24 protein-coding genes and 2 riboswitches are annotated in these 23071 nt (G+C 65.6%); of the genes, 12 read left to right on the top strand and 12 right to left on the bottom strand.

All coding sequences use genetic code 11. The features are described 5' to 3' along the window. Window positions 1-102 precede the first annotated feature (102 nt). The 7 genes from HAP54_RS47130 (at window position 103) to HAP54_RS47100 (ending at window position 5576) form a co-directional block, all read left to right on the top strand. Window positions 103-870, top strand: coding sequence for a MotA/TolQ/ExbB proton channel family protein (locus HAP54_RS47130; protein ID WP_166298110.1), 768 nt, complete (start codon window positions 103-105; stop codon window positions 868-870). Continuing rightward, a complete protein-coding gene (locus tag HAP54_RS47125; RefSeq protein WP_166298109.1) occupies window positions 867-1541 on the top strand; it encodes a hypothetical protein in 675 nt (224 codons plus the stop codon). The genes HAP54_RS47130 and HAP54_RS47125 overlap by 4 nt, the downstream gene beginning before the upstream one ends. Continuing rightward, window positions 1534-2136, top strand: a complete 603-nt coding sequence (locus HAP54_RS47120) for a hypothetical protein (protein WP_166298108.1) — start codon at window positions 1534-1536, stop codon at window positions 2134-2136. The genes HAP54_RS47125 and HAP54_RS47120 overlap by 8 nt, the downstream gene beginning before the upstream one ends. A gap of 413 nt (window positions 2137-2549) precedes the next feature. Next, complete coding sequence (locus HAP54_RS47115; protein WP_256375171.1) at window positions 2550-2684, top strand: hypothetical protein; 135 nt, start codon at window positions 2550-2552, stop codon at window positions 2682-2684. Beyond that, entirely contained in the window at window positions 2681-3274 is a 594-nt protein-coding gene (locus tag HAP54_RS47110; RefSeq protein ID WP_166298107.1) for a TetR family transcriptional regulator, read from the top strand. The genes HAP54_RS47115 and HAP54_RS47110 overlap by 4 nt, the downstream gene beginning before the upstream one ends. A gap of 95 nt (window positions 3275-3369) precedes the next feature. Next, complete coding sequence (locus HAP54_RS47105; protein ID WP_166298106.1) at window positions 3370-4110, top strand: metallophosphoesterase family protein; 741 nt, start codon at window positions 3370-3372, stop codon at window positions 4108-4110. A 5-nt stretch (window positions 4111-4115) separates the two neighbouring features. After that, complete coding sequence (locus tag HAP54_RS47100) at window positions 4116-5576, top strand: serine/threonine protein kinase (RefSeq protein WP_166298105.1); 1461 nt, start codon at window positions 4116-4118, stop codon at window positions 5574-5576. A gap of 15 nt (window positions 5577-5591) precedes the next feature. Here HAP54_RS47100 and rpe read toward each other — a convergent pair whose 3' ends face one another. After that, on the bottom strand, window positions 5592-6293 hold the full coding sequence (rpe, locus tag HAP54_RS47095) for a ribulose-phosphate 3-epimerase (RefSeq protein WP_166298104.1): 702 nt from the start codon (window positions 6291-6293) through the stop codon (window positions 5592-5594). 252 nt (window positions 6294-6545) lie between these two features. Between rpe and HAP54_RS47090 the strand changes: the two genes are divergently transcribed. Continuing rightward, window positions 6546-7358 carry an EF-hand domain-containing protein gene (locus tag HAP54_RS47090; protein WP_166298103.1) on the top strand — a complete coding sequence of 271 codons (813 nt, stop codon included), beginning with the start codon at window positions 6546-6548 and terminating at the stop codon, window positions 7356-7358. Between the two features lie 217 nt (window positions 7359-7575). Here HAP54_RS47090 and HAP54_RS47085 read toward each other — a convergent pair whose 3' ends face one another. From HAP54_RS47085 to HAP54_RS47050, 8 genes are all read right to left on the bottom strand, one after another. Next, window positions 7576-8571 (bottom strand): P1 family peptidase, encoded by a 996-nt coding sequence (locus HAP54_RS47085; protein ID WP_166298102.1) that lies wholly within the window; start codon window positions 8569-8571, stop codon window positions 7576-7578. Window positions 8572-8664: 93 nt separating this feature from the next. Continuing rightward, window positions 8665-10224, bottom strand: coding sequence for a GMC family oxidoreductase (locus HAP54_RS47080; protein WP_166298101.1), 1560 nt, complete (start codon window positions 10222-10224; stop codon window positions 8665-8667). A gap of 150 nt (window positions 10225-10374) precedes the next feature. Continuing rightward, window positions 10375-11985, bottom strand: a complete 1611-nt coding sequence (locus HAP54_RS47075) for an ABC transporter substrate-binding protein (RefSeq protein ID WP_224741488.1) — start codon at window positions 11983-11985, stop codon at window positions 10375-10377. 265 nt (window positions 11986-12250) lie between these two features. Further along, window positions 12251-12367: riboswitch (glycine riboswitch) on the bottom strand. Between the two features lie 3 nt (window positions 12368-12370). Continuing rightward, window positions 12371-12480: riboswitch (glycine riboswitch) on the bottom strand. Window positions 12481-12691: 211 nt separating this feature from the next. After that, complete coding sequence (locus tag HAP54_RS47070) at window positions 12692-13810, bottom strand: branched-chain amino acid ABC transporter substrate-binding protein (RefSeq protein ID WP_166298099.1); 1119 nt, start codon at window positions 13808-13810, stop codon at window positions 12692-12694. 154 nt (window positions 13811-13964) lie between these two features. Beyond that, a complete protein-coding gene (locus HAP54_RS47065) occupies window positions 13965-14714 on the bottom strand; it encodes an ABC transporter ATP-binding protein (protein ID WP_166298098.1) in 750 nt (249 codons plus the stop codon). Continuing rightward, entirely contained in the window at window positions 14711-15544 is an 834-nt protein-coding gene (locus HAP54_RS47060) for an ABC transporter ATP-binding protein (protein WP_166298097.1), read from the bottom strand. Before HAP54_RS47060 ends, HAP54_RS47065 begins: the two co-directional genes overlap by 4 nt. Beyond that, window positions 15541-16866 carry a high-affinity branched-chain amino acid ABC transporter permease LivM gene (gene livM, locus HAP54_RS47055; protein WP_166298096.1) on the bottom strand — a complete coding sequence of 442 codons (1326 nt, stop codon included), beginning with the start codon at window positions 16864-16866 and terminating at the stop codon, window positions 15541-15543. Before livM ends, HAP54_RS47060 begins: the two co-directional genes overlap by 4 nt. Before the next feature lie 10 nt (window positions 16867-16876). After that, the gene (locus tag HAP54_RS47050) at window positions 16877-17794 is read right to left on the bottom strand and encodes an ABC transporter permease subunit (protein WP_166206853.1); all 918 of its coding nucleotides are present in this window, start codon (window positions 17792-17794) and stop codon (window positions 16877-16879) included. A gap of 370 nt (window positions 17795-18164) precedes the next feature. Here HAP54_RS47050 and HAP54_RS47045 point away from each other — a divergent pair, with 370 nt between their 5' ends. Together HAP54_RS47045 and HAP54_RS47040 are read left to right on the top strand one after the other, a co-directional pair. Further along, window positions 18165-18497, top strand: coding sequence for a hypothetical protein (locus HAP54_RS47045; RefSeq protein ID WP_166293456.1), 333 nt, complete (start codon window positions 18165-18167; stop codon window positions 18495-18497). Window positions 18498-18541: 44 nt separating this feature from the next. Beyond that, window positions 18542-19072, top strand: a complete 531-nt coding sequence (locus HAP54_RS47040) for a hypothetical protein (protein ID WP_166298095.1) — start codon at window positions 18542-18544, stop codon at window positions 19070-19072. On the opposite strand, the gene HAP54_RS47035 is transcribed toward HAP54_RS47040, so the two are convergent. The 3 genes from HAP54_RS47035 to HAP54_RS47025 all read right to left on the bottom strand — a co-directional run bounded on the left by HAP54_RS47035 (window position 19052) and on the right by HAP54_RS47025 (window position 21751). Next, complete coding sequence (locus tag HAP54_RS47035; RefSeq protein ID WP_166298094.1) at window positions 19052-19444, bottom strand: carboxymuconolactone decarboxylase family protein; 393 nt, start codon at window positions 19442-19444, stop codon at window positions 19052-19054. The two genes, HAP54_RS47040 and HAP54_RS47035, sit on opposite strands and share 21 nt — an antisense overlap. A gap of 67 nt (window positions 19445-19511) precedes the next feature. Continuing rightward, window positions 19512-20294, bottom strand: a complete 783-nt coding sequence (pcaD, locus tag HAP54_RS47030; RefSeq protein ID WP_166298093.1) for a 3-oxoadipate enol-lactonase — start codon at window positions 20292-20294, stop codon at window positions 19512-19514. Between the two features lie 101 nt (window positions 20295-20395). Next, window positions 20396-21751: a 3-carboxy-cis,cis-muconate cycloisomerase gene (locus tag HAP54_RS47025; protein WP_166298092.1), complete on the bottom strand. Its 1356-nt coding sequence runs from the start codon at window positions 21749-21751 to the stop codon at window positions 20396-20398. Window positions 21752-21960: 209 nt separating this feature from the next. On the opposite strand from HAP54_RS47025, the gene HAP54_RS47020 reads away from it, so the two are divergent. Further along, a complete protein-coding gene (locus HAP54_RS47020; RefSeq protein ID WP_016840413.1) occupies window positions 21961-22407 on the top strand; it encodes an SRPBCC family protein in 447 nt (148 codons plus the stop codon). Between the two features lie 168 nt (window positions 22408-22575). Next, window positions 22576-23061 carry a (2Fe-2S)-binding protein gene (locus HAP54_RS47015; protein WP_166298091.1) on the top strand — a complete coding sequence of 162 codons (486 nt, stop codon included), beginning with the start codon at window positions 22576-22578 and terminating at the stop codon, window positions 23059-23061. Window positions 23062-23071: the final 10 nt, after the last annotated feature.

Raw genomic sequence — 23071 nt, 5'->3', positions numbered from 1 at the left:
TTGGGCAGATGTCTTTGGACGGCACCGGCCGGCTCTGCTCTAACGGCAAATGAGGCCGCCGCAGAGCCTCATGGAACAGTCGCCACAGGGAGCGAGCGCAGCATGGATGCCAAGGTCGAAGCTGCGGCCGCGTCGGCCGGCACGGACGCCGCGGAGCCCAGCGTCCTGCTGCTCTGGATGATCTTCACCGGCCTTTCGGTGTTCGCCACCTTCCTGCTGTGGCGCTACGGGCTGATCCGCCTGATGGTGTCGTCCGACCGCACCTACATTTCCAGCGTCATCGCCGTCCTCTACATCCTCACCTGCATCCATTGCTTCTGGCGGACGCGGGCGATCGCGCGGGAAGGCGAGGTGGCGCGCGGCTGCCGCGCGATCCTCGCGGCGCCTGACGGCGCCAGGGCGCTTGTGTCAGATGCGCGCGGCCTGCCCGGTGGCCTGGTCACCGACCACATCAAGAGCCTGGTGCAGAAGGCCGAGGCACAGGCCAAGGGGCGAATCGACCAGACCCTGCTGCTGCGGACGCTGGCCGACCGCCTGCGCGGTTCCAACGGTTTTGGCGCCTTCGTCTCCGACACGCTGATGAAGCTCGGCCTGCTCGGCACCATCATCGGCTTCATCATCATGCTGGCGCCGATCGCCTCGCTCGATGCCGCCGACAAGGTCGCGATGAAATCCTCGATGGGCCTGATGAGCGACGGCATGGCGGTCGCGATGTACACGACGCTGGCCGGGCTGATCGGATCGATCCTGGTCCGGATCCAGTACTACATGCTCGATTCCGCGACCCAGCGGGTGTTTTCCGATGCCGTCGTGCTGACCGAGACGCACGTCACTCCGGCCCTGGAGCGTCGTCTTGGAACGTCGCCATGATGGATGAGTTCGGCCTCTATCCGCGCGAGGAGCCGTTCGATCCGCTCGGCGTCATGCTGTTCAAGGCGCTGCAGGTGATCGCCTTCCTGTTCTTCCTGGCGCTGCTGGCGGTGTCGCCGGACTCCAAGGAAGGCAAGATCGAATCCAAGGCCGAGTTCATCATCACGATGGACTGGCCGGACAATCATCCTGACGATCTCGACCTGTTCGTGCAGGATCCCGCCGGCAACATCGCCTGGTACCGGCATCGCGAGGCCGGTTTCCTGACGCTCGACCGCGACGATCGCGGCGGCGCCAACGACTTCATCATCGTCAACGGCAAGAAGATCGCGTCCCCGATCCGCGAGGAGATCGTGACGTTGCGCGGCATCGTCGCCGGCGAATACACCGTCAACATCTCGCATTTCGTGGCGACGACCGGCGAGCCGGTGCAGGCCAACGTGAAGGTGCAGAAGCTCAATCCGACCGCGCAGGTGATCTTCGACGACAAGCTGACCGTCGATCACACCGGCGACGAGAAGACCGCGGTGCGGTTTCGTCTCGATGCCGAAGGCAAGGTGATCAACGTCGACCGGCGGCCGAAATCGTTGCTCGAGACCTTCCGCAGCAGCTGGCGCAACGGCGCCGATGTCGATCCGAAAACCGGCGTCAGGGTGATCCGCCGTGAATAGCCTGCAGTCAATCATCCTCACGCTTGCGGTCGCCTATGCGGTGATCGGCGCGTTGCTGCTGATCGTGCTGGTCTATGCGCGGCTGCACTGGTCGCTGAAGGCGTTCGTCATCGTCGTGACCAGCGCGTTCTATTTCGTCAGCTTCGGCGGCATGCGCGGCCTGCTCGGTTGGGCGTCTGCGGAAAGATTGCCGGCAAACTTCAAGCTGCTGTATTCGCGGATCGTGGAGCCGCATTCGCTGGAAGGCGACCCGGGCTCGATCTATCTCTGGGTCGAGGAGCTCGACCAGGACAACCGGCCGAGCGCGGTGCCGCGCGCCTTCCGCATTCCCTACAGCGACGCCTTGGCCGAGCAGACCCACACCGCCGAGAACGAGATCAAGGCCGGGCATCCGCAGCGTGCGGCCGATTTCGGCGGTGGCGACGGCACCATCATGGACCTCGTCAGGGAGTACATCACGCCGAAGACGATCCTGGAGACCACGGGCGGCGATTCCACGACGGGGACCTTCGTGCCCCCGCCGGCGGGCGCGCAGGGGGCGGTCTTTACGCCGCTGCCGCCGCCCCGGATGCCGCCCAAGGACGAGCAGCAATAGCAGGACGCGCACCATTCAGAGGAGTGGCACAAAAATAGGGATCGCCAATAATCAGTCAGCGGGGTGGACAGTAATCATCCGGAATTCCTCAATTCCCTGAACCGTGTAGTCTGTGGATAACCGGGGCTAGATTTTATCCCGAAGCCATTTTTCCCGGCAAAGGGGCCGCTGCGTGAAGCGGCCCCTTTCGATTCCTGCCCCCAAGTCCGACCTGAGGTCCAACCAGCATGTCCCGCAGCGGGCGCGTTCCGCGCATAGCTGTCATCCTCAGGATACTGTCTGACAGATATTGAAATCTGTCAGCGGGATGGTGTATATAGTTAACAGCCCAAGGGAGGAGGGTGCCCAGTGGTTGTTCCGGCGTTTGGCCGGGAGAGCCGTACGTAATTTGACTACCTCGAAGGACTACCTCCATGACGATAGAAATCTTTCAATTGACCGCCCAGATTCAACAGTGGCTCAATCTTCGCGTCGCCCGCCACTTGGCCGCCCAGGCCGCCAAGTTCAGCCGCGGCCAGGACAGCGATAACCAGACGGTAAACGCATGAACGAGGCGGTGGTTTTGACACCCGAGCGGATCCTCGAAGCAACCGAGGATGTTTTGAGGCGCTTCGGGCTCGCCAAGGCCACCGTTGTCGACGTTGCCCGTGCGCTGGATGTCAGCCACGGCAGCGTCTACCGCCATTTCCCCAGCAAAGCCTCGCTCCGCGACGCGGTCGCCAAACGCTGGCTCGACCGCGCCAACGAACCCCTGTGCAAGCTCGCGGCCGCCTCAGGCCCGGCGCCGGAGCGGCTGGAGCAGTGGCTGCGCACCATGTTTGCGATCAAGCAGAAGAAGGTCTGCGACGATCCCGAGATGTTCGCGACCTATCTCGCGCTCGCCCAGGAGGCGCGCGAGGTGGTGGAGGCCTACAAGGACAAGCAGGTCGATCTGGTCGCAAAAATCCTCTCCGATGGCGTTGCGCAGGGCGTGTTCGAGATCGACAACGTCAAGGCCACCGCGCGTGCCGTGTTCGACGCCACCGTCCGCTACCACCACCCGGCGCATGCCGAGGAATGGGCCAAGCCGGAATGCCCGTCGCGGATCGACGCCCTGATCAGCTTGCTGATGAAGGGGCTTCAGGCCTGCAAGCACTAGGCAGCGCTTCTTCCCATATCCCCTGAACGTCAGATGCCTTCGGCCCGATTGCGAGCCCGGGGCCGCATGTGCTTGATGTCGGACGAGGATCAACAATGCGGCTTGCACTGTTTGCCGATATTCACGCCAACCGGCAGGCCTTCGCCGCCTGCCTCGAGGCCGCGCGTGCGCGCGGCGCCGAGCGGCTGATCTGCCTCGGCGATATCGTCGGCTACGGCGCCGATCCCGAATGGGCCGCCGACACCGTGATGGACCTCGTCGCAAAGGGCGCGATCGCGGTGCGCGGCAATCATGACAATGCGATCGGCACCCCGAGCGACAGCATGAATGCCGATGCGCAGGCCGCCATCGACTGGACCCGCGAGAGGCTCAGCGCCGCCCAGAAGGCCTTCCTCGCCGGCCTGCCGCTCAGCCGCGAGGAGGACAACCGCCTCTACGTGCACGCCGAGGCCTCCGATCCGGCGAAGTGGCGCTATGTCCGCGACACGTCGGATGCGGCGCGCAGCATGATGGCGACCGAACTGCAGATTACCTTCTGCGGCCACATCCATCGTCCCGGCCTCTACTCGATGTCGTCGACCGCGAAGATGACGAGCTTCGTCCCGACCTCGGGCGTCCCGGTGCAATTGCTGACCGGGCGGCGCTGGCTCGCGGTGCTCGGCTCGGTCGGCCAGCCGCGCGACGGCGATCCCGCGGCGGCGTTTGCGATGTTCGACACCGCGAGCCGCGAGATCACCTATCTGCGGGTCCCCTATGACGTCGCGACGGCCGCAGCGCGGATCAAGGCGAGCGGCCTGCCGCACTGGCTGGCCGACCGTCTGCCGATCGGCCGGTGACTGACATGGCGGCGCGGACGATGCGGCCGGGCGCCGAAATCGATGGCTTCACCATCGGCGAGCGCGTGCACCGCGGTGGCATGGCGACGCTGTGGAGCGTCACCCATCCCGGCATCACCGTGCCGCTGCTGATGAAGGTGCCGCTCACCTCGGAGGGCGAGGATCCGGCCGCGATCGTCAGCTTCGAGATGGAGCAGATGATCCTGCCGCGGCTGTCCGGGCTGCACGTGCCGGCCTGTTTCGGCACCGGCGATTTCGAGCGCCAGGCCTATGTGGTGATGGAGCGCATCCCCGGGCAGACGCTCTACAAGCGGCTCGGCGATCTGCCGCTGGCTTACGAGGAGGTGCGGGTAATCGGCGGCAAGGTCGCCACCGCGCTCGCCAGCCTGCATCGGCAGAACGTCATCCATCACGACATCAAGCCGAGCAGCATCATGTTCCGCGAGCGCGGCGAGGCCGTGCTGATCGATTTCGGTCTCTCGCATCACAACCATCTGCCCGACCTGCTGCAGGAGGAGTTTCGGCTGCCTTACGGCACCGCGCCTTACATGGCGCCGGAGCGTCTGCTCGGCGTGCGCGACGATCCGCGCAGCGACCTGTTTTCGCTCGGCGTGCTGCTCTATTTCTTCACCACCGGCGTCCGCCCGTTCGGCGAGACCGAGACCCTGCGCGGCATGCGCCGGCGGCTGTGGCGCGATCCGTACCCGCCGCGCGAACTGAGGCCCGATTATCCGCTTTGGCTGCAGGAGATCGTGCTGCGGTGTCTGGAGATCGACCCGGCCGCGCGCTATCCGACCGCGGCGCAGCTTGCCTTCGATCTCGGCCATCCGGAGCAGGTCAAGCTGACGGCGCGGGCGCAGCGGGTCAACCGTGATCCGCTCGGCACGGTCTGGCGCCGCCGCTTCAATCTCGGCGCGGCGCCGCCGCAGCCGAAGTCCGACGTCGCGGCGCAACTCGCCTCGAGCCCGATCGTCGCCGTCGCGCTCGATCTCGGGGAGGGGGCGGAGACGCTGAACGACACCATCCGGGTCACCGCCGAGCGGGTGCTGTCGACGTCGCCGTCGGCGCGGCTCGCCTGTGTCAACGTGTTGAAGCTCAATCGGCTGGCGATCGACCGCACCCATGACGAGCAGGGCCAGAACAAGCACATCGACCGGCTGGTGGCGCTGCAGCACTGGGCGCGGCCGTTCAAGCTGGAGGAGAGCCGGCTGACCGTGCATGTGCTGGAGGCGATCGATCCGGCGGCCGCCATCCTGGAATTCGCCGATGTCAATCTGGTCGATCACATCATCATCGGCGCGCGGCAGAGTTCGATGCGGCGCGCGCTGCTCGGCAGCGTCTCCGCCAAGGTCGCCGCGGAAGCGCCGTGCACGGTGACGGTGGTGCGGCCATCGCGGCTGGCGTCGGCGACGGACGCGGGCGACGACGCGGCGGATGCCGCGGTGACGCCGCCCGCGTTGTTCTAACGCCCGATCGGCCGATCAGATCGCTTCGCCGCGCGCCGCTGCCGCGGCGTCGCGGATCGCGGCGATATTGGTCTTGTAGGCCTCGACCGTGCCGCCCTTGAACACGGCGGAGCCTGCGACAAAGGCGTTGGCGCCGGCGGCGGCGAGCTGGCCGGCAACATCGGGCGCAACGCCGCCATCGACCTCGATGTCGATCGGCCGGCCCGCCGTCATCGCCCTGACGTCAGAGATCTTGCCGATCGCCGAGCGGATGAAAGCCTGGCCGCCGAAGCCGGGATTGACCGACATGACAAGCACGAGGTCGATCAGGTCGAGCACATATTCGATCGCGCTCGGCGGCGTGCCCGGATTGAGCGAGACGCCGGCCTTCTTGCCGAGCGCGCGGATCGCCTGCAGCGAGCGATGCAGATGCGGGCCGGCCTCGGCATGCACGGTGATGTGGTCGCAGCCCGCCTTGGCGAAGGCCTCGAGATAGGGATCGCAGGGCGAGATCATCAGATGGGCGTCGAAGATCTTCTTGGTGTGTGGCCGCATCGCCTTGATGACGTCGGGGCCGTACGAGATGTTCGGCACAAAGTGGCCGTCCATCACGTCGAGATGGATCCAGTCGGCGCCGGCCTGGTCGACGGCGCGGACCTCCTCGCCGAGCTTTGAGAAATCCGACGCCAGGATCGAGGGCGCGATAACGAGGGGACGCGGGGTGAATGACTGAGTCATAGCGCAGTTCCGAAAGACTTCAGGGGGCGACGGGTGATCCCGCCTAACATGCGGACGCCTGGCGGGCAATGCGAGCGGACGGCGTTCGGAGACCGGAAAAATCTGCCCCTGGCGGCAGCTCTTGCCGGGTTCGCGGAACCCGCATCGGAGCGCCAAGGCCCGGTTTTATTGGGTTTTTGCCATGGCACACCCCTTGCTGAGCCACTGAGAAGCGTTTGAGCCGCGGGGCCGCGGCCTTGTTGGAGTATTGCCATGCTATTTGCGTTAGGCGCTGCGTCGTCCGCCATCGATCTTCTGAGCTCGCTGATGTCGTCGAAGTCGACGGCGCAGACGGGCAGCTCCAGTTCGGGAAGTGCGTCGACCGGCCTGTTCGCGCCTGCGACCAGTACCTCGACGTCGGCCAGCACGAGCACCAGCACCGGATCGGGCTCTGGCTCGACGCAGATTTCGGCGGAGACGATGAGCGCACTGCTCGCCGCGCAGAGCCAGTCGCAGACCACGTCCTCCACCAGCACGACCCCGACCAGCCGGTCGAACGCACTGCAGGACCTGTTCTCGCAGATCGACGCCGACGGCAACGGCCAGATCACCAAGACGGAATTCGAGAATGCGCTCGGCGCCGGCGGCACCAACACCGCACAGGCCGACGACGTGTTCGCCAAGCTTGATGCCAACGGCGACGGCAGCGTCAGCCTCGACGAGATGTCGCAGGCGCTGCAGGGCCACAAGGGCGGCGGCCATCATCACCATCACGCGGGCGGCGCGACCGACGGATCCGGCTCCAGCAGCGGATCGAGCTCCGATCCCTTGATGCAGGCGCTCGACGGCGCAACCTCGACGTCGGTGACCAACAGCGACGGCTCGACTACGACGACGATGACCTATGCCGACGGCTCAAAGGTGTCGATGACATCGCCGGCGGCGGCCTCCAGCACCAGCAGCACGACCTCGTCCTCCGCCAGCAGCAGCGCGACCTCGTCCTACAATTTCATCGAGCAGCTGATCCAGCGCCAGTCGCAGGCGATCTCCGCGCAGGCGTCGTCGAGCGTATCGGTCAGCGCCTAAGGCGCTACCTTGTCTGATCCGATCTGACCGCGAGCTCCTTGCCTCGCCCCGCGTGCGGGAGAGGCCGGAACGCATCGTAAGATGCGTTCCGGGTGAGGGGGAGTCTCCGCGAACGTCACTGTCACCGTCTACGCGGCGGCAGCCCCTCACCCCAACCCTCTCCCCGCAAGAGCGGGGCGAGGGAGCGCACTGCCTTCGCGGTCCGACTTCAGATGATCTAGCCGAACCTGTCCCGCCAGCTCGGCAGCGCGCCGGGGAAGGGCAGGGCGGTGGCTGAATGGACACCGCGGGCGATCGCGCGCGCCACCGTGTTGGCCGCGATCGCACCGAGCCTGGTGAGCCCGAACAGCGGATCAATCGGCTTGGCGCCGGTCGCCGCGGCAAACACCACATCGCCGTCGAGCGGGGCGTGCACCGGATAGATCGCGCGCGCCATGCCGGTCTGCGCGATCATCGCAAGGCGCCGCGCCTGCGGCTTGGTCAGCTGCGCATCGGTCACGACCACGACCAGCGTGGTGTTCTCGGCGGCGGTTGCGTCCGCGCCGCCCTTCAGCCGCACCTTCAGCATGTCCGGCGTGAACGACGGCGGCAGGCCGCGCCCGCCGAACTCACCGTCGACCTCGAACGGCGCCGCCCAGAACCACGGGCCGCCGCCGACCGTCACGCTGCCGACCGCGTTGACCACCGCGAGCGCCGCGACCTTGACGCCGTCGTCGGTCACGTCAGACGCCGAGCCGAGGCCGCCTTTCAAATTGGCGGTGGTCGCGCCCATGCCGGCGCCGACGCTGCCGAGCTCGAAGCTGTCAGAGGCGGCGTTCGCCGCCGCGTAGCCGAGATCGCGATAGGGCGGAAAGCGTCCCCACGCCTTGTTGCCGCCGTTGAGCAGATCGAAGCAGATCGCACCCGGCACGATCGGGATCACCGCGTCGCGAATGCGAAAGCCCCGGCCGCGCTCGACAAGCCAGGCCTGCACGCCGCCGGCGGCGTCGAGCCCGAGCGCGGAGCCGCCCGACAGCGTGATGGCGTCGATCGCCTCCACGACGTTATGGGGCGACAAGAGAGCGTCCTCGCGGGTACCGGGGCCGCCGCCGCGGACATCGATCGAGGCCACCGCCGGCCGCTCGAACAGGATGGCGGTGACGCCCGAGGCGATCACCGCGTCGTCGGCATGGCCAACGCTGACGCCGGCAATATCGGTGAGAAGGTTTTTCACGATAGGTCCGTCCGCGTCTTGTCCGAGCTTTGGCTGGTCGAACCGGTATAGCAGCTGCGGCGGGCACGGCTAGAGGCGCGCTGACGGCCTCGTCTATGACCTCATCATCCGGGCGATGGCTTCGCCGATGACAACCGTTGTGAAGTGCGTATTGGCCCGGCAATCGGACGGCATGATCGATGCATCGGCGACCCGCAGGCCGCCGATGCCCTTCACCGTACCGTCGGGATTGACCACGCCCGCGGGATCGTTGACGCCGGCCATCCGGCAGCTGCCGGCTGCATGCTGGATATCGCCGGTTTCCCGTCGCAACACCGCTTCGAGCTCGGCCGTCGGCAAGGCCGCGGCGGCCGGCAGGGTCAGCTCGGTATCTCCGAGGCGGATCCACTCCGATATGCGGGCCAGCGCCGGCTGCGTGGCCAGGACGGCGAACCGCTTCACCGCATCGGTCATGCGCAGCATGTCGCGTGGATCGGCCAGCATGTTCTCCTCGACGATCGGATCGATCGTCGGATCGGGCGAAGCCAGCTTCAGCTGACCGCGCGAATAGGCGTTGAACAGTCCGGCGCCGATCGCGCCGGGATTTCCGATGCCGCGATGGTTGAACCCGATCATGATCATATCGCGCTTGCCGCCGTCGGCGAGACCGGATGAATAGGTCACGCAGCAATTGGTGTGACGCGCATCCGGATCGGTGGGCCGCAGATCCTCACGCAGCTGGATCGTCATGCGAAACAGCGGATGGTCGAAGAAGTTGCGGCCGACCGGCAGGTCACGCTCGACCGCGATCCCCATGGCTTGCAGCTCGTCCGCCGGGCCGATGCCCGATCGCAACAGGATCGCGGGGCTGTGGATGGCGCCGCCGCACAGCACGATCTCACGCGCGCCGATCTCGCTGGTGCCCTGGCCGTCGATATGAACGCGGACACCGGTCGCCTTGCCGTCGCGGATCATGACCCGGTCGACCAGCGCCTTGCCACGGATCTCCAGATTGGCGCGGCCGCGCGCCGGCTCGAGATAGCCTTCGTTGGTTGTGATGCGACGGCTGTTGCGGCTGTTGATCGGATAGCAGGCAACGCCTTCGCCATCCGGGCCGTTGACGTCGGCGCACCACGGATAGCCGCTGGCGAGAGCTGCATCGCGCAGGCCGCGATCAATCGGCCCCCACGTCTCCAGCGGCGCGCGATAGACCGGCAGCGGGCCGCCGCGTCCATGTCCGTTGGTGTCGCCGAATTCCTCATCGTCCTCGATCATCGAGAAAAACGGCATGATCTCGCGCGCGGACCAGCCGGTGCAGCCGAGCGCGGCCCATTCGTCGAAGGCATCCGCGACGCCGCGAATGGCGATCTGGCCGTTCATCATCGAGCTGCCGCCCAGCCCCTTGCCGCGCCAATAGAAGCGCGGCTCCTGGCCTGCGATGCGGCGGGTCAGAAGGTCGGGCCACTGCCATTTCTCCTGGAATTCCCGCTTGTGAATGATCGGAATCGGATTCGGCGTCCTGATTTCCCAGGGCGCTTCATCGGCCCGCCAGTCGAGGCCCGCTTCCAGCAGCAGCACCCGCCGCTTTCGATCTTCGGACAACCGGGCGGCAGTGGCCGCGCCGGCCGAGCCGCCGCCGACGACGATCACATCGTACTTGGTATCAGGTGACATGGCTTCAAACCTTGCTGTGTCGGAAAGTCCGCAGAAGGGACATCAGATTGCATCCCGACATTTTCGGAGATTTCCATTTGCATCGCACGGTGGAGGCTTCGGCCTGTCCCGGATAGCCGCCCGCGTCGATCAGGATCATGTGGGTTGAGATCACTCGGGCTTGTCGATGTTCCAGAACAGCGGCGTGGCCGGACCATCGAGCATGCCCGTCAGCTCCTTGTGCCACACACTCGGTGCAAAATACTGTCCCAGGGGAATGTAAGTCACCTGGTCGAGCGCGCGCGCTTGAATGTCGGCCGCGATCTTCTTCTGCGCTTCCGGCGAGCCGGCGCGCGCGAAGGCATCGCGGAGGCTCTCGATCTGCGCGTCGTCCGGCCAGCCGACCCAGCCGCCCTTGCGACCCCGGTTGTTCAGGGGAGCGCTGACGACGGGATTCATGATGTCGGCGATGCCCCAGTTGGTGAAGAACATGTTCCAGCCGCCGTCCTTCGGCGGCTTCTGGCTTGCAAGGACCATGTTCGTGGTCTGCCAGTCCATCGACTGGACCGTCACCTGAAAGCCGGCCTGGCGCAGCAACTGCGACGCGACGATGGGCTGGGTCTTGAGGGGCACCACATCGGTCGGCGCCAGCATCACGACAGGCGTGCCGTCGTAACCGGATTCGGCGAGCAGCTTCCTGGCCTCGGCCATGCCGCCGCCCTTGACGAGAGAGTCCGATCCGAGATCGGTAGCGAGCGGCGTGTCGCAGCCGAAAACGGCACCGCAAATCTTGTAGAGCTTCGGATCCCCGACCATGGCGTCGAGCACGTCCTTCTGGCTCAGTGCCATCATGGCGGCCCGGCGCACCTTGACGTTGTCGAATGGCGGATAAAGGAAATTCATCCGCCCGATGGTCTGGAAGCCGAGGCCGCTCAGAGGGCGCGACGTCAAATCCTTGTCGGCTTGCAGGATCGGCAGCATGTCGAATGACGGCCGTTCCAGGAAATCGATGTCGCCGGACTGAAGCGCGCTGGTTGCGGTCTGAACGTCGGGCATCGTGATCCATTCGACGCGATCGACCTTCACCACCTTGCCGCCCGAGGTCCAGCTTGGCGGCTCGGCGCGCGGCACATAGTCCTTGTTCTTCTCGTAGACGGCCTTCACGCCGGGCTGGAATTCCGCCGGGACGAACTTGAACGGACCCGAGCCGATCTGCTCGGGGATCGGCCGGTCCGACGGCGTGTCGGCAAGGCGCTTCGGCATCATGAACGGCACAAGCGTGGATGGTTTGCCGAGCGACTCCAGCACCAGGCCGTAGGGCTCCTTGAGTTTCAGTGTGATCGTCCTGGCATCGGGGGCTTCCAGGCTGGCGGTGAAGTCCATCAGCTTCTGGCCCATGCCGTCGACGGCAGCCCAGCGCTTCAATGAAGCGATGCAGTCTTCCGCAGTGACCGGCGTTCCGTCATGCCACTTCAGGCCGTCGCGCAGCGTGAACGTGTAGGTCAGCTTGTCGTCGGACACCTTCCAGTCCGCCATTTGCGGCCGGATCGTGAAGCTGGAGTCCATCGCCACCAGCGTGTCGTAGACCATGTAGCCGTGGTCGCGCGTGATATAGGCCGACGAAACGATCGGATCGAGCGCCCGCAGGTCGGAGTGCATCACCGCCCTGATCGTCTTGGCGTGAGACAGGCCCGGCCACGCCAGCGCCGTGGCGACAAGCAGCCCGCGTAACGCGGTCTTCCAGGACATCGGGGTGTTTTTGGCGCGCGGTGTGACTGACATCATTTTCCTCGGGTGAACGCTGAACGGACTTCGAGTGGTGTTGAAGAGCACGTCGGTTGAACGGAAACGGCTCGCCGGTGCGCGATGCCGTTTGTCATGGCGTCGAGACATCCGTCGAAGGCAGGGCAGTCGCGCGCTCGCGTCGCATGGATGGTCGTTGCGCCGGGGAGGCCGGCGCCGACGGGTGCAATGATGGGCATGTCTTGACGAGGCTCCCGGATGCCAGAGTCACCCCGACGCCGGCGTAAACCGGTGGAGGCGCCCCATCTGTCCCGGTACCTGAGAGCTTGATCCGCTGGAGCCCTTGCTCAATGCAATGGCGCGATGACGGATATCCCCTTCGGTGGACGCCGCATCAAGGATTCGGCGTCTCTCTCCAGATCGTCCTGACGACACGGTCCTTGTGCCTGAGAGTTTCCGGGGCGGTTGCTCCGTCGGCGCCGAACACGAAAACGAAGTGCTCGCTTTCGTTTCGATCTCTCCCGCATCGTCGCGTTGGACGCTCAAACGTTATTGTGCGCTCCAAAACCAGGCAAGATTAAACTTCAATCGTGACCTGCCCAGATCATATGCGTTCGATCTTGCGGGGCTCGTCGCTCCGTCAACTGCGGCAGATGCTCGCGCAATTCGGAAGGCGATCTGCGGAAACAACAACGCCCCGGCGAACCGGGGCGTTGTTCTCGGATTCAGATCAGATGCGAGGGGCTCAGGAGCCCTTCGGATTGATCTCGGTGTAATTGCCCTTGGCGTCCCACTTGTAGACGACGTAGTCGATCGCCTTGATGTCGCCCTTGGCGTCGAAGGCCATCTTGCCGAGCACGGTGTCCCACTGGCCGGCCTTGATCACGTCCATCACCTTCTTGGCGTCGGTCGAGCCGGCCTTGGCGACGGCCTGGGTCCACACCTGCATCGCGGCGTAGGTGTAGAGCGTGTAGCCCTCGGGGTCGATGTTCTTGGCCTTGAACTTCTCGACGATCGCCTTCGCGGTCGGCTTGTTGCGCGGGTCGGGGCCGAAGGTGAACAGGGTGCCTTCAGCGGCCGGGCCGGCGATCGAGGCGAACTCCTTGTCGTTCATGGCGTCGCCCGCCATCAGCACCGCCTGCAGGCCCTGGTCACGCATCTGGCGCAGGATCAGGCCGGCTTCCTGGTGGTAGCCGCCGACATAGACCAGATCGATGTTGTCGCGCTTCAGGCGCGAGACGATTGCGTTGAAGTCCTTGTCGCCCTTGTTGTAGGACTCGTTGACCTTCTCGGTGATGCCGGCCTTGTTGAGCACCTTCTTGGTCTCGTCGGCGAGGCCTTTGCCGTAGGTGGTCTTGTCGTTCAGGATCGCGATGTTCTTGCCCTTGTAGGCCTTCGCGATGTACTCGGCGGCGACGATGCCCTGCTGGTCGTCACGCCCGCAGACGCGCGCCACGTTCCAGAGCTTGCGCTCGGTGAACAGCGGGTTGGTCGAGGCCGGGGTGATCTGCAGCACGTTGGCGTCGGCATAGGCCTCGGAGGCCGGGATCGACGACGACGAGCAGAAATGGCCAGCCACGAACGGGATCTTCGAAGAGCCGATCTTTTCCGCGATCGAGCGCGCCTGCTTCGGATCGCAGGCGTCGTCATTGGATTCCAGCGCGAGCTTCTTGCCGAGCACGCCGCCGGCGGCGTTGATGTCGGCGACCGCCTGCTCGGCGCCGTTCTTCATCTGCCGGCCGAAAGCGGATTCGGAGCCCGTCATGGGGCCCGCGACTGCGATGGTGATGTCTTGCGCGAATGCGCTCGCCGATAATGCGAACGAAGCGCCCAATGCCAGGCCGATCAGCTTCAGTGATTTCATGAGACGTCCCTCGTGGTCGTTGCCTCTAGCGGAAGGGCCCGGCGCGCCGGGCCCCAAAACCGCGCGCATTCTCGGCTGATTTCGCGGCGAAGTCACCGGCAATTTTCAGGCAAATCGACGCTGCATCCGCCGCATCTTGCTGCTCGGGGCGGCGCTAGCCGCGGCGGCCGCCTTCCAGATAGGCGGCGCGGATCTCGGGGCGCTGCAGCAATTCGGCGCCTGTTCCGGCCAGCGTGATCAGGCCGTTGACCATGACATAGCCGCGATGGGCGAGCTTCAGCGCATGGTTGGCGTTCTGCTCGACGATCAGGACGGTGAGGCCGTCCTGCCGGTTCAGCGTGCGGATGGCGTCGAAGATTTGCCGCGCGATCAGCGGCGCCAGCCCCAGCGAAGGCTCGTCCAGCATCAACAGCCGCGGCCGGCTCATCAGGGCGCGGCCGATCGCCAGCATCTGCTGCTCGCCGCCCGACAGCGTGCCGCCGCGCTGCGCGACGCGTTCCTTCAGGCGCGGGAACAGCGCAAACACGCGCTCCAGGCCGCTCGCGCGTTCGGCGTCGCTGCATTCGGTGGCATCGGCGCCCATCTGCAGGTTTTCCGCGACGCTCATGCGCGGGAATATTCGCCGGCCCTCGGGCGATTGCGCGATGCGCAGCCGCGCGATCTCGTGGGTCGGCACGCCCGTGATGTCGTGGCCGTCGAATTCGATCCGCCCGGCGCGGGCGCGCGGCCGGCCGAAGATCGTCATCATCAGCGTCGACTTGCCGGCGCCATTGGCGCCGATCAGGGCGACGATCTCGCCGGCATTGATCTCGATGTCGACGCCCTTCAGCGCCTCGATCTTGCCGTAAGCCGCACGCACGCCGCGCACCGCGAGCAGGGGTGTGGTTGCCGATACCGCGCTCACGTGCCGCTCTCCATCACGGCGATCGCCTCTTCCTCGTCGGCGCCGAGATAGGCGGCGATCACCTTGGGGTCGTCGCGCACGGCCTGCGGCGTGCCCTCGGCGATCTTGACGCCGTAGTCCATGACCACGACGTGATCGGAGATCTCCATCACCACCGACATGTCGTGCTCGATCAGGAGGATCGAGGTGCCCTGTTCGTTGCGGATCGACAGCAGGAGCTCATTGAGCCCGCCGCTCTCGCGCGCGTTCAGTCCCGCCGCCGGCTCGTCGAGGCAGAGCAGCGCAGGCTCGGTGCACATCGCGCGCGCGATCTCGAGCCGCCGCTGGTCGCCATAGGGCAAATTGCCCGCGGCATCGTCGGCGCGGTCGAGCAGGCCGACGCGCTCAAGCCAGGTCCGCGCCAGTTCGATGGCGCGCTGCTCGGCCTCGCGCCAGGACGGCAGGCCGAGCAGGCCGAGCAGGGTCAGGCCCGAGGCGCGCATCAGCGCGTTGTGTTGGGCGACCATCAGGTTTTCCAGCGCGGTCATGCCGGGAAACAGCCGGATGTTCTGGAAGGTGCGGGCGACCTTGGCCTGCTTGGAGATGCGGAAATCGTTCAGCCGCTCGAGCTGGATGCCGCGGCCGTCGTCATGGGTGAGGCGGATTGTGCCGCCGCTCGGCCGATAGAAACCGGTGATGCAGTTGAACACGGTGGTCTTGCCGGCGCCGTTCGGCCCGATCAGCGCGGTGATCTTGCGCCGCTCGGCCGCGAAGGAGAGTTCGTTGACCGCGACGATGCCGCCGAAGCGCATCATCAGGCGGTCAACAGTGAGGATGTGGTCGCCGCTCATCCGTGGCCCTCCTTGACGAGGTCGGATGAGATCGCCTGGTTGCGTTCCAGGAACACGGTCGGCGCGCGGTGGCCGATCAGCCCGCGCGGCCGCCAGATCATCAGCACCACCATCGCGATGCCGAACACCAGCATGCGGTATTGATCGAAGCCGCGGAACAGTTCGAAGCCGCCGATCATGGTCAGCGCGGCGAGCGCGACGCCGAGCTGCGAGCCCATGCCGCCGAGCACGACGATCGCCAGCACCAGCGCCGATTCCTGGAAGGTGAAGGATTCCGGACTGATGAAGCCCTGCCGGGTGGCGAAGAACGCGCCAGCGAGGCCGCCGAACATCGCTCCGGTCGCGAACGCCGTCAGCTTGGTGGTCGTGGTGTTGATGCCGAGCGCGCGGCAGGCGACCTCGTCCTCGCGCAGCGCCTCCCAGGCGCGGCCGATCGGCAGCCGCCGCAGCCGGATCGTCACCCAGTTGGTGAGCAGCGCCATCGCCAGGATCAGATAGAACAGGAAGACCAGGCGGTGGGTCGGCGAAAACTCGATGCCGAGCCTGGCGGCGAGCCCGTCATCGCCCGGCGTCAACGGAATGCCAAACATGGTCGGGCGCGGAATCCCCGAGACGCCGTTGGGGCCGCCGGTCAGGCTCTGCCAGTTGATGATGACGAGGCGGATGATCTCGCCGAAGGCGAGCGTCACGATCGCCAGATAGTCGCCGCGCAGCCGCAGCACCGGGAAGCCGAGCAGCACGCCCCAGAACGCCGCCAGGATGCCGGCAAGCGGCAGGCAGACCCAGAACGACAATCCGAAATTGGTGGCCAGCAGCGCATAGGAATAGGCGCCGACCGCGTAGAAGGCGACATAGCCGAGGTCGAGCAGGCCGGCGAGGCCGACCACGACGTTCAATCCCCATCCCAGCATCACATAGGTCAGGACCAGGATCGAAAGGTCGAGAATGTAGCGCTGGTTGTAGAAGATGACGGGCACGAGGAAGGCGAACACCAGCAGCGCCGGGGCGAGCCATCGTCCGGCGAACGACATCGCGCTCTGCACCGGTTTCGGCACGACGCGGTCCTTGTCGATCGGCCCCCACCATTGCCGCAGCAGCTCGACGATGATGCTGCCGCCGAACACGGTGCCGACCATGGCGGCGAGGTCGCCGAACCGCGTCCAGTAGATCAGGCCGCCTTGCGGTCCGGCCTCGGTGCGCACGCCGATCATCAGCGAGAACAGCACCAGCGCGACGGCGGCGCTGATCAGGGCTTTCTTGAGAATGAAGGCGCTGCCCGAGGGCTGCGCGGCGGGCGATGGGCGGGCTGAGGTCGCGCTCACGAAGTGCCTGTCAGACTTTTTCGACTTCGGGACGGCCAAGCAGGCCGGTCGGCATGAAGATCAGCACCACGATCAGGATCGAGAACGCGGCGACGTCCTTGTACTCGACCGAGAAATAAGCCGACCACATCGTCTCGATCAGGCCGATCGCGAGCCCGCCGAGCATCGCGCCCGGCAGCGAGCCGATGCCGCCGAGCACCGCGGCGGTGAACGCCTTGATGCCGGCGACGAAGCCCATGAAGAAATCGACCAGGCCGTAATAGAGCAGGTACATCATGCCGGCGACGGCGGCGAGCGCGGCACCGATCACGAAGGTCATCGAGATGGTGCGGTCGACGTCGACGCCGAGCAGCGCGGCCATGGTCTGGTCCTGCTCGCAGGCGCGCATGTCGCGTCCGAGCCGGGTGCGCGACACCAGCCAGGTGAACAGCGCGAGCACCACGATGGTGGCGAGCACGACCATGATCTGGACGTTGGAGAGCTGCACGGCAAAGCCGGCCGGGCCTTCATGCAGCGTGTAGCCGCCGGTGATGATCGGCGGCACCGGCTTCACCCGCGCGCCCTGCGACACCTGCGAGAAGTTGGTCAGCACGAACGACATGCCGATTGCCGACAGCATCGGCGCCAGGCGGAACGAATGCCTCAAGGGACGATAGGCGATTCGCTCGATGGTCCAGCCATAGAGCGCGGTGATCGCCATCGAGACCAGCAGCACGATCAGCAGGATCAGGGGGATCGCGGTGAGGCCGAGCGACACGAGCACCAGGAAGGAGATCAGCGCGATGAAACCGCCGATCATGAAGATGTCGCCATGGGCGAAGTTGATCATGCCGACGATGCCGTAGACCATCGTGTAGCCGATGGCGATCAGGCCGTAGATCGAACCGAGCACGAGGCCGTTGATCAGTTGCTGGGCGAAATAATCCATGCGCTGCCGTTAGAGCCTGTTCGGTGGAGAACCGAACGGGCTCTCGTTTTGATTTGGACGCGTTTTCTTCACGCGAACCGGTTCCCACTTCGCTCGAAAACCCTACGTCGAGGGTGACGCGGCGAGGGCCCCCGGCAGCCTGATCCGTCGCGTCGTGTCATTTTCTAACAGTGGAACCCCGGCGGCGGCAACAGTGCTGGCTGCCGCCGAAAGGGCTTGTACATAACTACTTCGGCGGGTGCGGTTCCGATGTCACAGGGCCGACACGCCGTTGCCTTGCAATGATGACGCCGGAACCCGTGTTCCCCGCGCAACCGCGTCACTGACGCGCGCATTGTCCCCAGCTTCACAAGAGCAAGGGGAGTACCGAATGAGCAACCAGAACCAGAATCCGGGCCAGCAGAACCAGACCCCAGGTCAGAAGCCAGCTCAGAAGCCCGGTCAGCAGCTGGGCGGCGGCCAGAAGCCCGGGCAGCTGCTGCAGGATCCGGGCCGGCAGGGCCAGAAGCCCGGCGAGCAGCGCTGGTTCGGAAAAACAGCTGCAAGCCTCGTCGTCACGGAAGGGTCTCGCGGAAGGCGGGGCCCTTCTTTCTGCGCCGTTTTGGCACGCTGCCAGCCGTCCCAAGCAATCCCCAGCCCAGTTAAGGTAAACAAAGGGTTTAAATTGCCGCCGGCAATTGATCGGCGTTACCTCGCAGGCTGAACCGTCGCCAATCCGATAAGGCGCCGGAACCACGGGAAGCGGCAATGTCGAGTAACTGGCGGATCAGCTCCTTCAACGGCGCGCTGCTTGCGGCCTATTTCATTCCGGTCTGGACCATCATCGCCTTCAGCATCATGGTGTCGCCGATCCACGGCCTCTATGAGCGGCCGAGCGTGTCGATCGCGCTGTATGCGAGCGACCATCTGCACCTTGCCAAGATGGCGACGGTGCGGCTCGCATGGCTGCTGGCGCTGGCGCGCATCACCGTGGTGGCGTTCTTCGTGCTCTTCCTCGCGATGGCCGCCTTTGCGCCGTTCCGCAAGAGCCGCGCCAGCGGCATCGACGAGGCGCTTGCGGTGGCGCTCTGCCTCGGCAGCGTGCTGAGCTTCGCCAGCATGATGATGGCCTCCAAAGTCGGCGAGATCGAAGCGCTGCGCATGCATGCGGCGGAGCTTCTGATGCTGCTCGGCACCGCGATCGTGATGCTGTTCGAGACCTCGCCGAAGCGAACCGCCGAGGCGCCTGCCATCGAAGCGGACGTGCCGGCGACCGAGCTATCCCTTCAGCAGCCCTAGCTCGGCAACGATCGCACCGGCTTCCTTGACGGCGTGATTGGCCGCCGGCACGCCGCAATAGATCGCCTGCTGCAGCAGGATCTCCTTGATGTCCTCAGGGGTGAAGCCGCCTTCGCTGAGGGCCGCGCGCACATGCAGGCGGAATTCATCCCACTGGCCCAGCGCGACCATGGTGCCGATGACCAGCACGCGGCGTGTGCGGTGATCGAAATGCGGCCGGGTCCAGATGTCGCCCCACGCATAGCGGGTGATCAGGTCCTGGAAGTCGGTGTTGAACGCGTTGCGGTTTGTGATCGACTTGTCGACCCATTCATTGCCCAGCACCTTGCGGCGCTGCGTCATGCCGTCGTCGCGGCGTTGGTTGTCGTCCATTGAGAGTTCCTCTGATTTCGTCATTCCGGGTTCGATGCTTCGCATCGCCCCGGAATGACGATGGTCGTTACCGTTGGGTCAGGAAGCCGACCACGGCTTCGGTGAAGGCGTGCGACTGCTCGACATTGGAGATGTGCGCGGCATCGAGCAGCGTCATGCTGGCGCCGGGAATGCCGCTGCGGATCATTTCACCGGCCGACACCGGCGTCGCCATGTCCTGCTTTCCTGCGATCACCAGCGTCGGGCTCTTGATCCTGGGTAGCAGCGCGCGCTGGTCGAGCGTCGACAGCGCCTCGCAGCAGGCGAGATAGCCCTCGACCGGCGAGGCTATCAGCATCGCCTTCATCCGTGCAGTGGTCTCGGGCTCGCGCTCGCGGAAATCGGCGGTGAGCCAGCCCGCGATCACGGTGTCGGCGACCGCGGCGATGCCGCCTTCCTTCACCGCCTTGATGCGGTTCAGCCAGTTGGTCGGATCGGGATAGTAGCAGGCGGTGTTGGCGAGGATGATCTTGCCGAATCTTTCAGGCGCATTGGCGCCGAGCCATTGCCCGACCATGCCGCCCATCGACAGCCCGCACCAGTGCACCTTCTCGATGTTGAGGTCGTCGAGGATCGCGAGCACGTCGCGGCCGAACCGTTCCATGGAGTAGGGGCCCGCCGGCCCGCCGGACTTGCCGTGACCCCTGCGGTCGTAGCGGATGACGCGGAACATCTGCGTCAGCGCCTGCATCTGCGGCTCCCACATCTGCAGGGTACAGCCGAGCGAGTTCGATAGCATCAGGGTCGGTCCACCGTCGCGGCCGTCCACCTGGACATTGAGCAGGCACCCGTCGGCGTTGATCATCGGCATCTTTTTCCCCTCGTCATGCGCGGACTTGATCCGCGTATCCATCAAGAAAGAGTCTTCTGCGATGATGGATTGCCGGGTCAAGCCCGGCAATGACATCGCCGCTATTTGTCATCCAGTGAAGCGAGCAGGCGGTCGATCAGCGCCTGCGAGGCGCCCTGATAGGCCATCGGCTCGAACAGTTCAGCGATTCGCTTGGCATCGAGATGCGCGGTGATCTTTGCATCTGATGACAGCACGTCGCGCAGATGCTTTTTCTCGGCGACCGCTTTCTTGCTCACGGCCTCGACCAGATGATGGGCATCGCTCTTGCCGATCTTCTCGGCGAGCGCCATCGCGACTGCCTCCGCCATGATCAGCCCGCCGGTCGCCTCCAGATTGCTCCGCATGCGCGCCCCATCGACCTCGAGCCCCTCGGCGAGATCGACTGTCGCGGCGAGCGCGCCCGAGGTCACCAGCATCAGGCTAGGCAATGTCGGCCATTCCGCATGCCACGGGCCGGCGCTGCGCTCGTGATCCTGTACCTGCGCGGCAAAGATCGTGGCGGCGAGGTTCGGCGCCATGGTCGCGGCGCCCAGCGCGCTCGCGGCAGCGACGGGATTGCGCTTGTGCGGCATGGTGGAAGAGCCGCCGCGGCCGGCGCCTGCCGGCTCAAAGGCCTCGCCGACATCGGTCTGCATCATCAGCGAGACGTCGCGCGCGATCTTGCCGCAGCTGCCGGCGAGGATGGCGAACACCGACGCGGCCTCCGCGATGCGGTCGCGATGGGTGTGCCAGGGCGCATCCGGCAGCGGCAGGTCCAACTCCCTGGCAAGCTGCGCGGCGACCGCCAGACCCTTGTCGCCGAGTGCGGCGAGCGTGCCGGCGGCACCGCCGAATTGCAGCGCCAGCGTCTCGCGGCGCAGCCGTTGCAGCCGCTTGCGGGAGCGATGCAGGGCCGCGGCATATTCGGCGAGCTTGAGTCCAAACGGCATCGGCAGCGCGTGCTGCAGCCAGGTCCGCGCCACCACCGCGGTATTGCGATGGGCGCGCGCAAGCCTGGCAAAACCGGCAACGGCGCGGTCGAGGTCGGCGAGCAGCGCATCGATGCCGGCACGCAACGACAGCATCGTCGCGGTGTCGATGACGTCCTGGCTGGTCGCACCCCAATGCACATAGCGCGCCGCCTCGGCATCCTTCTTGGCGACGTTGGCGGTCAGGGCCTTCACCAGCGGGATCGCCAGATTGCCCGACCGCGTCGCGGCGTCCGCCAACGCGGCGAGGTCGAATGATTCGGCCTTGCAGGCGGCGGCGATCGGGCCGGCCGCAGCGGCAGGAATCACGCCGCAGGCGACCTCGGCGCGGGCCAGCGCGGCTTCGAAATCCAGCATGTTCTGCAGGATGGCGGCATCGTCGCACACCGCGCGCATCGCGGCGCTCGACAGCATCGGCGCAAGCAGGGGAGAAAGGGCTGTGCTCATGGCGCGCGACCTAACCACTGTCGCGCGCTCCTGCCAATGCCCCGCCGCTGCCGCTATTTTCAACAGCGCGGATTGCGCGATTTTGTGAACGGCGGACGGGTCTTGCTGCGGTGCGAATATGCATCGCTCATCCTCCGAAGGTGCCCTTTCCTTTGCGCCCCGGCTGCTTTACTTGGGGGAAAAGGTTCTAGCGATCGAGGAGGTCCCCAATGGCCATGACAATGACCGGCGAAGTCCAGCTTGCGGCGCCGCGCCAGGCTGTGTGGGACAAGCTCAACGATCCCGAGGTGCTGAAGGCCTGCATTCCCGGCTGTGAAGAACTGGAGAAGACCGACGAGGGCGGCTTCCGCGCCACCGCCAAGATGAAGGTCGGCCCGGTCTCCGCCCGCTTCAAGGGCAAGGTCACCTTGAGCGACCTCGATCCGCCGAACGGCTACAAGATTTCAGGCGAAGGCGAGGGCGGGGTCGCCGGCTTCGCCAAGGGCGGCGCCACCGTCGGCCTTGCCGACAAGGATGGCGGCACGCTTCTGAGCTACAACGTGGAGGCGCAGATCGGCGGCAAGCTCGCCCAGCTCGGCCAGCGCCTGATCAACGGCGCCGCCAAGAAGCTGGCGGACGAATTCTTTGCAAATTTCGCCAAAGCCGTGCAGGGTTAGCCCCGCCTTTCGGCTGGATGATTAGGGTCCGGCCATGCCTTCCCGCTATGTCCTGGATGGGTGGCTCGAACGGTTGCCCATCGCGGGACGCGCCCATATTATGCCGTCTGGAATGATTATAAACCGCCTGCTTCGCCGATATGCGGTGGGGCAGATAAGAGAGTGCTGATGGCCAAGATTTCAATGATCGTGAACGGCAATCCCGTGAGCGCGAATGTCGACCCCCGTACCCTTCTGGTCCAGTTTCTGCGCGAAAATCTGCGGCTGACAGGTACCCATGTCGGCTGCGACACCTCGCAGTGCGGCGCCTGCGTCGTGCATCTGGACGGCAAGGCGGTGAAGTCCTGCACGACGCTTGCGGTGATGGCCGACGGTCATGAAGTCAAGACCATCGAGGGGCTCGCCGCCGATGGCGCGCCGCTGCATCCGATGCAGGAGGCCTTCCGCGAGCATCACGGCCTGCAGTGCGGCTTCTGCACGCCGGGCATGATCATGACCGCCGTCGACCTGGTCCATCGCAAGGGCCACGACCTCTCCGATGAGGTGATCCGCGAGGAGCTGGAAGGCAATCTGTGCCGCTGCACCGGCTACCAGAACATCGTCGCTTCGATCGCCGCCGGCGCCAAGGCGATGGCCAAATCGGACCTCGCCTAATCAGCAATTC

This window comes from Bradyrhizobium sp. 2S1 (genome assembly GCF_011516625.5).
Taxonomy (GTDB): domain Bacteria; phylum Pseudomonadota; class Alphaproteobacteria; order Rhizobiales; family Xanthobacteraceae; genus Bradyrhizobium; species Bradyrhizobium septentrionale.
The sequence above is the reverse complement of the archived record's forward strand: the minus strand, read 5'-3'. Positions and strand labels throughout refer to the sequence as shown.